General features: G+C 61.0%; 10 protein-coding genes. All 10 read right to left on the bottom strand.

The genetic code is table 11. The features are described from left to right. Nucleotides 1-4: 4 nt before the first annotated feature. Nucleotides 5-1,717 (bottom strand): ATP-binding SpoIIE family protein phosphatase, encoded by a 1,713-nt coding sequence (locus AAE484_RS15025; RefSeq protein ID WP_341939240.1) that lies wholly within the window; start codon nt 1,715-1,717, stop codon nt 5-7. Between the two features lie 48 nt (nt 1,718-1,765). Beyond that, complete coding sequence (locus AAE484_RS15020; protein WP_341939239.1) at nt 1,766-2,071, bottom strand: STAS domain-containing protein; 306 nt, start codon at nt 2,069-2,071, stop codon at nt 1,766-1,768. Nucleotides 2,072-2,455: 384 nt separating this feature from the next. Further along, complete coding sequence (gene fliJ, locus AAE484_RS15015) at nt 2,456-2,908, bottom strand: flagellar export protein FliJ (protein WP_341939238.1); 453 nt, start codon at nt 2,906-2,908, stop codon at nt 2,456-2,458. 3 nt (nt 2,909-2,911) lie between these two features. Beyond that, nucleotides 2,912-4,390: a flagellar protein export ATPase FliI gene (fliI, locus tag AAE484_RS15010; RefSeq protein WP_341939311.1), complete on the bottom strand. Its 1,479-nt coding sequence runs from the start codon at nt 4,388-4,390 to the stop codon at nt 2,912-2,914. Continuing rightward, nucleotides 4,362-5,279 carry a flagellar assembly protein FliH gene (locus AAE484_RS15005; RefSeq protein WP_341939237.1) on the bottom strand — a complete coding sequence of 306 codons (918 nt, stop codon included), beginning with the start codon at nt 5,277-5,279 and terminating at the stop codon, nt 4,362-4,364. The genes fliI and AAE484_RS15005 overlap by 29 nt, the downstream gene beginning before the upstream one ends. A gap of 59 nt (nt 5,280-5,338) precedes the next feature. Then, a complete protein-coding gene (gene fliG / locus AAE484_RS15000) occupies nt 5,339-6,370 on the bottom strand; it encodes a flagellar motor switch protein FliG (RefSeq protein ID WP_341939236.1) in 1,032 nt (343 codons plus the stop codon). Nucleotides 6,371-6,454: 84 nt separating this feature from the next. Then, nucleotides 6,455-8,164, bottom strand: a complete 1,710-nt coding sequence (gene fliF / locus AAE484_RS14995) for a flagellar basal-body MS-ring/collar protein FliF (protein ID WP_341939235.1) — start codon at nt 8,162-8,164, stop codon at nt 6,455-6,457. A 51-nt stretch (nt 8,165-8,215) separates the two neighbouring features. Further along, nucleotides 8,216-8,602 carry a flagellar hook-basal body complex protein FliE gene (fliE, locus tag AAE484_RS14990; protein WP_341939234.1) on the bottom strand — a complete coding sequence of 129 codons (387 nt, stop codon included), beginning with the start codon at nt 8,600-8,602 and terminating at the stop codon, nt 8,216-8,218. A gap of 154 nt (nt 8,603-8,756) precedes the next feature. After that, nucleotides 8,757-10,385 (bottom strand): EAL domain-containing protein, encoded by a 1,629-nt coding sequence (locus AAE484_RS14985; RefSeq protein ID WP_341939233.1) that lies wholly within the window; start codon nt 10,383-10,385, stop codon nt 8,757-8,759. Continuing rightward, entirely contained in the window at nt 10,382-14,269 is a 3,888-nt protein-coding gene (locus tag AAE484_RS14980) for a PAS domain-containing hybrid sensor histidine kinase/response regulator (RefSeq protein ID WP_341939232.1), read from the bottom strand. The genes AAE484_RS14985 and AAE484_RS14980 overlap by 4 nt, the downstream gene beginning before the upstream one ends. Nucleotides 14,270-14,480 lie beyond the last annotated feature (211 nt).

The raw sequence follows: 14,480 nt of genomic DNA, 5'->3' as shown, positions 1-14,480 counted from the left end.
CCAATCAAACGTCGATCCGCCAGGAGAAGACAGCTTCGACTTCATTGCCTTCCCCCATATAGCGGACAGCATCGCACAGTTTTTCCACCAGCGCGAGGCCCCGGCCACTGTAGCCCGATTGCTCCAGACCGTGACGCGTCGTGTCCTGATCCGGCTGGAACCCCGGCCCGCTGTCCTCCACCCGCACCCGCAGGCAACCCCCATCATCATCGGTGCTGTGGTGGAGGTGGATTCTGACGTAACCCTTGTCCACGGCATCCAGACGTGCTTGGCGCAGTTCGTAGTACTGGGCAAAGCCCTCGGGGGTGTTTTTCAGAGCCGAATCCAGCCCGAGCACACCGTGCTCCAGGGCGTTGGAATACAATTCGGAAAAAATGGTGTACAGCTTGCCGCTGTGCTGACGCAGGCCCGGCACTTCCACCAGGATGTTCAACAGCAGCGGCATGGGGTCAAACGCCCGGAAGCTGGAGGGCTGAATATCAAAATTCATGCTCCATTCCGACAGGCTGGAACGGCTGCGCCGCTCGGCCTCGGCCGCAAAGGCATTGACCCGCTCGGGCTGATCCATCAGTAGCTCGACCAGCGAGAGGTCGTCATTGCGCTCGCCCTTGCCGATAAACTCCTGGACCCGATCAAGTATCTCATCGAACAGCTGCTGCGGATCTTCGTTGTCGAGAAAGACCTGCTTCAGGCGCTCATCCCCGAACATCTCGCCCTCGGGATTGCGCGCCTCGTGAATGCCATCGGACCAGAGATAGAGGCGATCGCCCCAGTTGAGCGTCAGGGTCTGCAGATCGTCCCGAAAGTCTTTGTTGGACAGCACGCCCAGCGGCAGATGGGTGGAACTGATCGGCTCCGGTGGATCCCCCCCGGCCCGGCGGATGTAACCCTCCGGCAGCCCGCCGTTCCAGACCCGGATCCGCTGGCGCTGAAAATTGATATCCACCATGGTCGCGCAGCAGAAAATTCCCACCGGCAGAATCGATTTGAGCTTACCGTTTATCTCCCGGAGGATGTCGGTCATGGTGAAGCCCTTGTGCACCATGCCGTAGAAGGTGGAGGCGAGCGGAATGGCACCCACCGCCGCCGGCAGACCGTGGCCGGTAAAATCCCCCAGCAACACCATCATGCTGCCCGAGGGGCGCATGCCGGCGACCAGAATATCGCCATTGAACACGGCCAGGGAGGACAGGAAGTACTTGACGTTGTTGGAGTCCAGACAGCCGCTGTGGGCAATGTTGTCAAACACCTGTTTGGCCACCGTCTGCTCCTGCAGGAGGTGCTCGTGGTGGCGGCCGATCTGGTCGCGCTGATCGAGAATGGTGCTGTGCATGGCGCGCATGCGATTGAAGGATTTGATCTTGGCCTGGAGGATCACCCGGTTGTAGGGTTTTGACAGAAAATCGTCGCCACCGGCATCCAGGCACTGCACCAGCGAGTCGGTATCGGTCAGGGAGGTGAGAAATATGATGGGGACCAGCGACTCACCGGCCAGAGCCTTGATCCGCCGCGCGGCGCCAAACCCGTCGAGGTTGGGCATCAGCGCGTCCAGCAGCACCAGGTCGGGACGCTCCCGCTCAAAGGCCTCAACCGCCTCGCGACCATCCCGCGCACTGATGACCCGGTGGCCGTCGCGGGCGACGATGGTTTCCAGTATCTGCCGATCGGTCGCCGAGTCGTCGGCCACCAGGATTGTCAGTGGGTTGTCGTCGTTCATGGGCGGCGCCTCCCTTCGGCACAGAGTGCTGTCCAGCCGCGGTAACTGCTATTGGATATCGAACAGTTGTTCGAAGTTGGAGATGGTCAGTATCTTTTTGACGTCGGGGCTGCAGTTGCGGATTTCGATCCGGGAGCTGTCGCCGCCGGCATGATCGCGCAGCAGCAACAACATGCCCAGCGCGGAGCTGTCGAGGTAGGTGGTTTCCTGCATGTCGACGCGGTAGCGTTCGGGGGGCTTGGCGAGGCTTTCGTAGGAGCCCCGAAAGTCCTGGTGCGAGCTGAAGTCAAAGCGTCCCTGGATGTAGATGGTCAGCAGTGACCCGTCGTTGGATAGGGTGGAGGTGATCGCCATAGCAGCTATATGTCCTTTCCAGTCTGTTGTTATCGGCCTGGCTCCAAGCATAGCTGATAAAACCGGGTTTCCATAGTCCTTGGGGTCTTCGTTCTGGAAAACCTTTGGAGGTTACATCACGTCCGGCCCGCTCAGGGGTAGGGTCTTCCCGGACACGGCGTAAACCCATCCCTGGGGCCTCTCCACCGACATCCTGTCGGTGACGGTCCGGGAAGACCCTACCCCAGATCGGTCCTCCGCACTTCGTAGAACGCACCGTGCGTCCCTGTAGGGCGGATAAGCGTCAAGCGCATCCGCCACAGAGCAGTATGGAGAGACCGATTCTACAAGGCTCGTAGGCCCGATTTGGGGTGGACGTGAATTAAACCCCAACGCCCAAAAGTACTAGTAGCTCCCCTGATCCCGGGAAAACCGCTGGGCGGCGAGGTCGTCGAGTTCGCGTTGGAGTTTTTGCTCGAGGACGCTGTTCTCCTCCTGAGCCAGGCGGGTGACCAGGTCCTCCAGAGAGCGGCGACGGTGGTACTTTTGTTGCCACTCCTCGCGGCGCTGCTCCATGCCCTGCTGAACCTGGGCCAGACGCTGCTGCTGACCCTCCAGCGCCTGCCCCAGACGCTGGAGAAACCCGCTGTAGCTCATCAGCATCTCGGGCTGAACGTTATGGCGCAGCCGGTGGTAATCCTCCACGTACTGATTGCGATAATCCTCCAGCTGCCCCAGCTGCGCCTGCTCGTTCTCCAGCAGCGCCCGTTGCTCGCCCAGGCGCGCGGCGGCGGCCTGCTCCTCGCGCTCGGCCAGCATCACCACCACGCGCAGACGTTCGGAGCGACGCTCGGCCATGGTTTAGCGGCGCCTCGCGGCGCTGTGTTGGGCGGCGAGTGGCCCCTGGCGGCTACCGGCTTTGGGCCGCGCACCGGGATTCTGGGTGCCACCGGGACTCTGATTACCACCGGGCTTTTGTCCGCCCGGCTGCAGGGTGCTCTTCAGGTGCGCGATGCTCTCATCCAGATGAACCGACTGATTCAGCCCCTGCTGGATGAAGGCGCGCAGGTGCGGGTAGCGTTCGATGGCCTGATCGGTTTCCGGGTCGGCGCCGGGGCTGTAGGCGCCAATGTTGATCAGATCGCGGTTCTGCTGGTAGCGGGACAACAGCTGCTTGAAGCGCTGCATGAGTTTGACGTGGTCCTCGTCGACGATGTTCGCCATGGCGCGGCTGATCGAGCCTTCCACATCAATGGCCGGATAGATGCCCTCCTCGGCCAGACGGCGCGAGAGTACGATGTGACCGTCGAGAATCGCGCGGGCGGCATCGGCAATGGGATCCTGGAGGTCATCCCCCTCGGACAGGACCGTATAGAAGGCGGTGATCGACCCCTCCCCTTCCGCCGCGTTGCCGGCGCGCTCCACCAGTTGCGGGATTTTGGCAAACACCGAGGGCGGGTAGCCTTTGGTGGCCGGCGGCTCGCCGATGGCCAGGGAAATTTCCCGTTGGGCCTGGGCAAAACGGGTGAGCGAATCCATCAACAGGAGCACGTTCTTGCCCTGGTCCCGATAGTGCTCGGCGATACGGCTTGCTAACTGCGCGGCGCGTAGGCGCATCAGGGGCGCGTCGTCCGCCGGCGAGGCGACCACCACGGCGCGTGCCATGCCCTCGGGACCCAGAATATGATCGATGAACTCTTTCACTTCCCGACCGCGCTCGCCCACCAGACCCACGATCACAATATCGGCGGTGGTGTACTTGGTCATCATCCCCATCAGCACACTTTTACCCACACCGCTGCCGGCGAACAGGCCCAGACGCTGGCCCCGGCCCACGGTAATCAGGGCGTTGATGGCGCGGATGCCCACATCCAGGGGTTCGCTGATGGGGTGACGATTGAGGGGGTTGATATCGTGAGGATCGAAATCGAGAAAATCCTCTCCCCGCAGTGGCCCCTGACCGTCGAGCGGATGACCCAGGCCATTGACCACGCGGCCCAGCAGCTGCGGGCCGATGCGCATGCCCTGATGGCTGGAAACGGGAATCACCCGGGCGCCGGGCTGCAGGCCCTCGACCCGTTTGACCGGCATCAGATAGATGATGTCGCCGGCGAAGCCCACCACTTCCGCCTCAATACTGCGGCCGTCGCGGTTGATGACCCGGCACTGCCGGCCCACCGAGACATTGAGGCCCACCGCCTCGAGGGTCATGCCCACAGAGCGGGTCAGCCGCCCCTCGGCTTCCGGGTGCGGGCCAGAGGGCACGCCGGTGGGGGCGTAACCGCGCAGCCGCTCAGTCAGGCTGTGGCGCTTATCGGTCACCGGAGGGTGCCCCTTCATCGGCGGAATCGGGTGTCTGACCTGGCGCTTCGCCGCTGTGCTTTGCGTCAGGGGCTTCAGGCGCATCAGAGGCAAACCGGTCGTGATCAAAGTCAGGCTCGTCCAGAGCGGACTCATCCTCGCTCTCTTCATTGACCAGCTGCCGGTTCACAAAGGCTTCCAGCTGTTGCTTGAGACGATGTTCAACGGAAAAATCCACCTGACTGGTCTGGGTCTCGACCCGGCAGCCACCCGGCAAGAGCGTCTCATCGCCCCGGAACTGCCAGTCCAGCTCCCGCTCCTCGGCATAGGCTTCCACCAGTACCAGGTCATCCGGGTTGAGAAACAGACGCAGGTTGCCCGCGCCGGCCGGCAAGGCGGCAACAGCCGCGCGCACCTGCTCGAGCACCTGGCTGGAATCGGTCAACAACTCACGCTGAACCAGACTTTTGGTGAGGGTACAGACGGTGTCGAGCAACAATTTTTCCAGCGCATCGTCCTGCTCTTCCAGTGGGTCGAGTAGCGACTGGACCAGGTGTTGAAAACGCTGCTGTTCGGCGGCAAGTTTTTGGCGCATTTCCTCCCAGCCCTGCTTTTCTCCCGCCTCGTAACCTTCCGCCTGCCCCTGTTCGAAGCCGGCCTGGTAACCCTGCTCGCGCCCCTCTTTCTCGGCGGCATCGACAATGCGCTGCATTTCATCGGCACTCATACCCGAGCCGGTGCCGGTGTAATTCACATCTTCCACCCGCTCGCCCTGACGTTTGCGTTGCGTTTCCGCCTGCTCGCGGGCCTCGCGCTCGGCCGAGGGCAATACCCGGTCGCGCTCGCCATGAATGGGCGGCAGCACCCAGGTTTTGTAATCCTGGAGCTCTTCGGCGGGTATGCGATTGACGAGTTTCTTCTGGGTCATGCGATGCCGGTTCCCAAGGTGTCAAGATGACAGGAGATATCAGAGTGACAGCCGTGGCGCTACACCATTTTCTCGCCACTGCTGCTCAGAACAATCTCGCCGGCATCGGCCATGCGACGAGCAATGGTAAGAATTTCTTTCTGCGCGACTTCCACTTCCGACAGCCGGACCGGTCCTTTGACTTCCAGGTCGTCGCGCAGCAGCTCGCCCGCGCGCTTGGACATGTTGCTGAAAATCTTGTCCTGCAACTCGCCGTCCGCGCCCTTGAGCGCGACGATGAGAACCTCGGAAGAGACTTCGCGCAACAGCATCTGGATGCCGCGATCGTCCACTTCTTTGAGGTTGTCGAAGACGAACATCAGATCCTGGATCTGGTTGCCCATCTCCTCGTCCAGCTCCTTGATCGAATCCATCAGATCGGCCTCGATGCCGCCATCGAGATGGTTCATGATTTCTGCGGCGGTTTTGTAGCCACCCACGGCGGTGGTCTGGGAGGCGGAGTTGCCGGTAAACTGTTTTTCCAGAATGTCGTTCAGCTCGTGCAGCGCGCTCGGCTGCACGGTGTCGAGGGACGCCACCCGCATCATGATGTCGGTGCGCATTTTTTCACTCAGATAGCCGAGTACTTCCGCCGCCTGATCCGGGTCCAGGTAAGAGACCACAATCGCCTGAATCTGCGGGTGCTCATTGCGGATCACATCGGCTACCGAGCGCGGCTCCATCCACTTGAGGGTATCCAGGCCCGAGGTGTTGCCCCCGAGCAGGATGCGCTCGATCAGGCCGCCGGCCTTGTCTTCACCCAGGGCGGTAACCAGCATGTTGCGGATATAGCTGTCGGAGTCGGCCCCCAGACCGGTGAGGTTGCGCACCTCGTCCAGAAAACCCGACAGGACCGCGCGCACATCGCTCTGCTGGACGCTTTTGAGCTGCGACATGGCCGAGCCGATCCGCTGGACCTCTTTGGGGCCCATGTGCCGCAGCACCTCGGCCGCATCGGCCTCACCCAGAGACATCAACAGCACCGCCGCCTGATCCACATGGTTCAGGTTGGAGCTGGGCTTATCATTCTTTGCGGGCGTTTTCTCTGCCACGGGGCTCTCCAATAAGGTTCGCTGAGGACTCTCCAAAAAGGTTCGCTGAGGGCTTGCCATAAAGGCCCGCCAAGGGCTTTACCCTCAATCGTCTCGGTTAATCCAGCCTTTCACCACTTGCGCCACGCGGCCGGGGTCATCGGCGACCAGCCCCTTGACGGCATTAAGCTGCTGTTCGTAACTCTCTTCCGGCCCCGGTAACCCGAGGGCGCCGCCGGTCAGCGTCACCGCCTCATCCGACAAGCCATCATACCCACCGAGCCCGGACTGTTCCAGCGCGGCGAGCTCGCGTGCCTCCTCTTCTTCAGAGGCCTTGCCGCCAGTGCGCGCCAGGCTCTTGAGCACCGGGCGCAGCAGGCCAAAAATCAGCAGCACAATCACCAGAATGCCCGCGCCCTGTTTAATATAGGTCAGGAGCCAGTCCTGCTGCCACCAGGGTGTCTCCGGCACGGTATAGTCGGCGATATCCCGTTGGCGAAACGCCGAGTTCAGCACGTTGACACTGTCGCCCCGGGCGGCGGAATAACCGACCGCATCGCGTACCAGAATTTCCAGACGCTCGAGCTCCGCCGGAGTCCAGGCGACCCGCTCCTCATTACCCTCGGCCGTGGTCTGGACCTTGTCGTCCACAACCACTGCGACCGACAACCTATCGATGGTGCCCTGCTGATAGCGGGTGTAGCTGATGGTCCGATCCAGCTCGTAGTTGCGGGTAGCTCGTTCGCGCACTTCCCGGGGGGAACTCTCGTCCACCGGCTCACCGGTTTCCGGGTCAATCATTTCCGGGGCCTCGGCCGTTCCCGGCGGCTGATTGGTCAGCGCGCCGGGGATGCCGCCCTGCTCCCGGCCGGTACGGACTTCGTTGGAAATCTGTTCACTGCGGATCGCCGCCATATCGGGGTTGAAGGTCTCCGCGGCCTGTTCAGTGGCGGTGAAATCAATGTCGGCACTCACCTCGGCGCGAAAATTTTCGCTGCCGACCACGGGCTCCAGAATCCGGTTAATCCGCTCGGAAATCTGGGTCTCCACCCGACGGTTGTACTCGCGCTGACGATCGGCCAGCAACAGTTCATTGTTCTCTTCCTTGGCGGAGAGCATTTCGCCCGTCTGATCGACAATGGTGATGGAGTCCGGGTCAAGCTCCGAGATGCTGGAGGCGACCAGGTTGGTGATCGCCTTGACCTGGGCGTTGTCCATGGAGCGCCCGGGGTACACGTCCACAAAGACCGAAGCGCGGGGTTCGCGCACGTCGCGGACAAACACCGAGCGCTTGGGAATGGCCAGGTGGACCCGCGCGCTGCGCACGCTGTTCATGCTGGTGATGGTGCGGGCCAGCTCGCCTTCGATGGCCCGGTGGTAGCGGGTGCTCTCGATAAACTGGCTGGTGCCCAGGGGCTGATCCTGGTCCATCAGTTCAAAGCCGGTGCTGTCGTCTTTGGGAATGCCAGCCTGCGCCAGCCGGATGCGGGCCGTGTGCATGTCATCGGCCGCGACCAGCAGGCTCCCGGTGGAGGGGTCGATCCGGAACGGAATCTGGCTCTGCTCCAGGATAGTGACCGCCTCGGTCGAGTTCATCGGATCCATGTTGGCAAACAGGGGACGGTATTCCTCGCCCTGGGTCCAGAGCACTACGGCAAACCCGATGGCGACGCTGGCGGCCAGCCCGATCATCAGCCCGGCCTGGCGCACCAGGTTCAGGTTACTGAAACCCTCGACCAGGTCGCTGCCGGTGCGCTTGCGGCCGCCGCTGTCGCTGCCGCCGTCAAAAGTGTCGCTGGTTGCCGAATCTGCCATGACTGATTCACTCGTTCTGCTTGTCGGTTATTGTTCCGGGCAATCCGGACCTTAGATGGGCATGTTCATGATGTCGCGATAGGCTTCTACCAGCTTGTTACGCACTTGCAGGGTGGCCTGAAAGGCGACGCTGGACTTCTGGGAGGCGATCATCACATCGGTGATGTCCACACCCGGCTCGCCCCGCTCGTAGGCGGCGGACAGTTCACCGGAGGCTTTCTGGGTCTCGTTCACTTTATTGACGGCCTGCTCCATGACTTCACCGAAGCCGGGCACATCGCGGCCGCCTTCGGGTCGCAGACCATTTTCTCGCCCCACTGCATTGGCGGGATTGACGTCACCGGGCGCAAGGCCCTGGGGCTTCTGGAAGGCCTGGGTCTGGGACTTGAGGGAGCGCATTTCCACCAGCAGGCGGTTGATGTCCACGCGATCGGTCATGAGGTCTCTCCGGTGCGACAAGAAATTGGCGATTTACCCGTGCAGGGGTGTTGCGTAGAGTTACTGCACGAAATGGGCCAATTTTTGCCGCCCGGCAAGATTTGAGCGTTGGCAGGAACGGGACGCCGCCTTCAGGCCTTACCCTGGGGGAGGGTTATTGATTTCCCAGCGCGCGGTGAACCCGCTCAATCAGGGTTTTCCGGTTATAGGGCTTGACCATGAAGCTGTTGGCACCGGCTGCCATGCTGTCCTGAACCACATTTTTGGTATTGATCCCCGAAATGACCAGTACCGGGGTTTTGGCAAAAATGCGGGTCTTGCGCAGGCGACGCAGCAGCTCCAGGCCGCTGATGCCCGGCATTTCAATATCGATCAGAATCAACGTCGGACGAAGGTGGCGCAGATGTTCCATCGCCTCCTGACCATTGGCGGCGTGGACCGGCTCAAACCCCTCTTCACGCAAGATGCGCGCCTGTACCTTGCGCTGGAAGTCGTTGTCTTCCACGATCAGCACCGGGCCGCGATCAGTGCCCGCGTCGGTTTCGGGACTTGCGAACACCCCGCCCTGCAAATGCGGGAACAATTCTGACCGGACCCGTTCATGCCACTGCTCGAGCCAGGGCAAAACCGCCTCGGCCGCCATGGGCCGGGAAATAAAGTAGCCCTGGGCCTTGTGGCAGGCATGCTGGCGCAGGTAATCCCAGTCCTCGCGGTTCTCAACGCCTTCGGCGGTAATCTCCAGGTCCAGCTCCCGCGCCAGGTTGAGGGCCGAGTCGAACATCACCGAAATCCGCCGATCGGAACAGGCGCCGTGCACAAAGCTGCGATCGAGCTTGAACTGATCGAAAGGAATATCCCTTACCTGGGCCAGAGACGCGTGACCGGTGCCAAAATCATCCACCGCCAGACGAAACCCTTTCAGCCGCAGGCGGATGAGATTGTCCAGCGTGATGTGGGGCCGACGCATGGGCCGACTCTCGGTGACCTCCAGCAACAGATCCCAGGGTTGCAGGCCGGCGTCCGCCACCGCCTTGGTGATCCAGTCGGCGAATGCCAGTTTGTCCAGATTTTCCATGGACAGGTTGATCGCCATGGGGCAGTGCAGACCCTGGTCGCGCCACAGGGTGAACTGTTTGCAGGCCATTGCCACCACCGCACGGGTGAGATCATCAATCAGGTCTTCGTCTTCGGCCAGGGTAATAAAACTGTCGGGCATCAGCAGCCCCAGCTCCGGGTGCTGCCAGCGAACCAGCACTTCGAGCCCGGCCAGCTCCCCTTCTGCCAGGGTAATGATGGGCTGATAATGGTTGAACAGCTCGCCCTGTTCGATCGCGCGCCGAAGGTCATCGGCGCCGAGACGCTCATGCTCCTCGGGCGTTTCCACCAGCGGCTTTTTGACCAGCGTCGTCAACAACGCATCCAATGCCTTCGCGTCCAAAGGTTTAGTCAGACAGCCCAATACCGGAATATTGTGCGCGGCCACCAGATTCTGCGCGCTGCGCAGCAGGCGCTCGTCTTCGCCGCTGATCAGGATCAGCTGCCCCGGAAAGTTGCGCTCCACCAGGTACCGAACAAATTCGATGCCATCCATACCCGGCATTTTCAGGTCCAGGATGATGACATCCGGCGGCTGCTTGAGTTTATCCAGCATGCCGAGTGCGGCTTCGCCGCTATCGACCTCTTTCATTCGCTGGTAGCCCAGTGTGGTTAACAGCCGATTGACGATTCTTCGCATGAACTCGTCGTCATCGACGGTCATGATTTTCACATTCGCTCGATTCATGAGTGGCTCTGTTCATGGGTGGACTGGAGCGCCGCTTGAGTCCGGCCCCATTCCTCGTTAAAGACTCCAATTAAAGCTTGGACACTCGACTCGGTATTCCCGTTCTGTTGCGGGTGTGATTGTTTTACCGACTCCATGGCGGATCTGGCGGCCTGTTCCAGGTCCTGGCAACTCTCTCCCAACGCCGCAGCTCCCATTGACCGCGCGGAGGACTTCAGCGAGTGTGCCGCCTCGGACACCTCGTGCCAATCACGCATTTCAGCCGCTCGGTGAAGGCGTTGCACCAATTCGCGGGAAGAGGACTCAAAGCTCTGGATAAACTCCTGCACGACAGCCTCGTCCTCTCCCACGAGGTTGCGCAGAACCTGCAAATCAAGCGGGGCGTCTGGCTCCGGAGCGGGCTCCGTATGGATCGGCTCCGCCGCTCCGGGCTCCCTGCCCTGTTGGTCTCCTTCGTGGAGCCCGGTCGGACACCAATGTGTCAGCACCGCCTGTAGCGCCTCCAGTCCAATGGGTTTGATCAGACAATCGTTGATGCCCGATGCCTGGGTGCGCTCGTCGTCCCGGATCATGGCATTGGCCGAGAGCGCAATCACCGGAACCGGACTTGTGCCCCATTCGTCTTTTCCATGCTGTCGGGACTGTTCCCGCGCACGCACCTCCCGGGCCAATTCAAAACCATCCATTTCCGGCATATGCAGATCGGTGAGGATGCCCGCATAATGCTCGGGGTTCTGCTCCCAGTGTTTCAGCGCTTCCCGACCGTTCTCGGCCAGGTCCGCCACGTACCCCAACATGGCAAGCTGGCGCATGATCACTTTGCGGTTGGTCTCATTATCCTCGGCCACGAGGATCAGCGTACCCTGAGCCAGCGCCTCCTCTCGTGCCAGTGGAACCGGCGCCTGCGCCCCCCGCGCGCGCGCCATATCGACTTCCCCCGGCCCCGCCCGACCGAGCGCCAGATCGGCGCAGCGCAGAAACTGAAGCTGCGACAGACTGTTGGCATCCACCCGAAACACGGTTTCGCCGTCATGGCGAACGCTGCGCCGACGGCCCCGGCCCAGTACCAGCCACCGCACGCCGGTCTGTCGCGGCGGTGGGATTCGGGCCATAAGCTCGGCGGCACAGGGGTTATCGTAACCACTGTCCAGCACCGCCAGCCAGGGCTGGCTGGTTTCGGCCCGGGACTCTATCCATTCGGCTGCCGGGTAAACTCGTGCGCCGGCAGCCTCCAGATACATTCCGAATCCCTCAATCAAGTTGTGCTCTTCGCGAATGCGCTCCCCGTCCTGCGGACCGTCGAAGAGCACGGCGGTGTAACCCGCCAGATTCGGGGTCAAATCGCTCCCGACCCGGCTGTCCGCCCTGGGCAACGTCAACCTGACGCGAAACTCGGTGCCGTTGCCCGGTTCGCTGGCGACTTTGATATCACCGCCCATGAGGTCCACCAGGTTGTAACTGATGCTCAGGCCCAGTCCCGTCCCGCCGTACACCCGCGTGGTCGAGACATCGGCCTGGACAAACGGGCTGAACAACCGGGACAGGGTTTCGCTTTTCATCCCGATACCGTTGTCCAGCACCCGCCACTCGATGGTTACGTCGCGCTCACTGTCACCGGGCTTCGGTCCCAGAACAAACGCCTGCACCTTGACCATTCCCCGGCGCTCCTGGCGGGCGGAGAATTTGATCGCATTACTGAGCAGGTTGAGCAGTACCTGCCGGACCCGAAGTTCATCCCCGACCACGAAGGTCGGTAACGCCGTGTCGGTAAACAGCGTCAATTCCACATCCTGATTACAGGCCATGCGATCGAGCAGCAGGCAGACGCTGCGCATCACGGCGGTGGGAGAAAATGGCTGATGCGAGAGCTCCAGCTTACCCGCTTCGATTTTGGAAAAATCGAGAATGTCATCGACAATTTCCAGCAACGACTGGGCCGACTCACGCACGATGTCCACCATTTCCACCTGGTCATTTTCAAGGCTGGTTTCGTGCAACACATCGGCCATGCCCACAATGCCGTTGATGGGGGTGCGAATCTCGTGACTCATGGAGGCCAGAAAGGCCGACTTGGTTTCGCTGGCTTTCTCGGCCAACTCACGGGAGTTTTCCAGCTCGCGCATTCGAGCCCGTTCGCGCTCGGCTCGCTTGCGCTCGGTAATGTCGAGAAAGTAAACCGACAGGCCTTCACGGGAGGGATAGGCATTGACCGATACCCACATCGTCAGCGGCTCATAATAGGCTTCAAACGCCACCTTTTCACCCCGGGAGACAGCCTCGCGAAAATGCGATTCAAAGACCGTCCCCAGGGTTTCGGGGAAGCTCTCCCACACAACACTGTGCAACAGCTCACCCCGACTGCGCCTGAGCAGACGCTCCGCTTCGTGATTCACATAGGTAAACCGCCACTCTTTATCGAGTGTATAGAAAGCATCGGTGATACTCTCCAGAGTCACCATCAGGCGCTCGGCCAGGCTCTGCGCCTTCTCCTCACTGAGCTTGCGCTCGTGAATATTGGTGGCGTTGCCATACCACTTGACCACGTCACCGGCACGATCTCTCACCGGCGTCGCCTGCAATGAATGCCAGCGCATCTGGCCATCAAAACGCCGCAGCAGAAACTCAATGTGAAACCGGGTCCCGTTGGCCAGCGCCCGGTTCCAGGCGTCCCGGTAAACGGCCCGACTGTCCGGGTCAATCGCCTGCTGCCAACGATCATCGAGAAACACATCCTCTTTTCTCGCGCCCAGAAAACCCTCGAGTGCGCGGTTGCCATAATCCAGTCGTCCGTCCGGATCGGCCGTCCAGATCAGGTTGGGCATGGCATCAGCGAAGTCGCGAAATCGTTGCAGGCCCTGGGAAAGCAGGTTGGAAGCGTGTTTGCGATCGGTAATATCCTGAATCGAGCCTTCCAGGCCGACCACCCGCCCCTGATCGTCCAATACCGGATGGCCCAGGGTGCGAATCCAGACAAAGCGTCCCGAGGCGCTGATCAACTGCGCTTCAACATCATAGGCGCGCTTGTGTTCAATACACTCGTCTACCGCTTTGGAAATTCTTCGAAGAGACTGGGGTGGATAAAAACGGTAGGCTTCATCGAGCGATATCGTGCTGCCCGGTGCCACATCGCAAATGGCGCAGGCCTCGTCGCTGAGCACCATCTCGTTCTGCGTCAGATCCAGCGACCAGCCCCCGAGACGGGCCATACGGTTGGCGATATTGAGCTGACGCTCGCGCTGGGTGAGTTGTTCGACCAGTGCTTTGCGCTCGGTCACATCGACCGCGAGCCCGGCGAGTCGAACCACCTGCCCATTTTCATCGCGAATGGGATAGGCCCGGTCGTGCACCCAGCGTCGGCTGCCATCGGGGCGTTCGACCCGATATTCCACATCGTAGCCCCCCTCCCGCTGAAAAGGCCGCTTGGCACTGACGCGGTCCCGATCCTCGGCGACGATCGCCGTGTACCACAACTCGGGGTCTTGATAGAGAGAGTCACAGGAATGCCCCCACACTGACTCAAACGCAGGCGACACATAAAGCAGGGTGCGGGTCCGGGCGTCCACAAGCCAGAAGACTTCTTCGACGTAATCGGTCAGCTGTTGCAGGCGCCCGCCTTCCAGGTCCAGTTGATTTTCCAGACGGGTTCGTTTGCGATCGACGAGGGCCCCGAAAATCAGCACCGCAAAGAGCAACAGCAATAACGCGCCCTCGGTGACAAAGCCCCACACATCACTGGAAGAGGAATAGGCGGCAGCCTCGGACAGTTCGTGGAAGTAAAAGCCGAGCAGAAGCAGACCCAGGGTCAAAAGCCCCCAGTACACACACATGGTCAATCGACGGAATCGGGATAACCGCTCGAAAGTTTTTCCGGTTTGTGTTCTCATCAGTTATCTCATGCCCATCCATGCCGGACCGCTCTCTATGACTGACAGTGTAACCCAAAGTCATCACTTCGCCAGCCACTATGGCGCACCAATCTACCGGCGTGTCTCAATTCTGGTTCTTATCACGGTATTTGTCGCCGACTTATTGACACCTCTGGGCTTTGCTCACGGCACGCTCTACATATTCGCTATAATTCTGGCGGTCCCTTAT

The organism is Marinimicrobium sp. C2-29 (genome assembly GCF_038419845.1).
In the GTDB taxonomy this organism is placed as follows: domain Bacteria; phylum Pseudomonadota; class Gammaproteobacteria; order Pseudomonadales; family Cellvibrionaceae; genus Marinimicrobium.
This window is presented reverse-complemented; position numbering and strand designations above follow the sequence as displayed.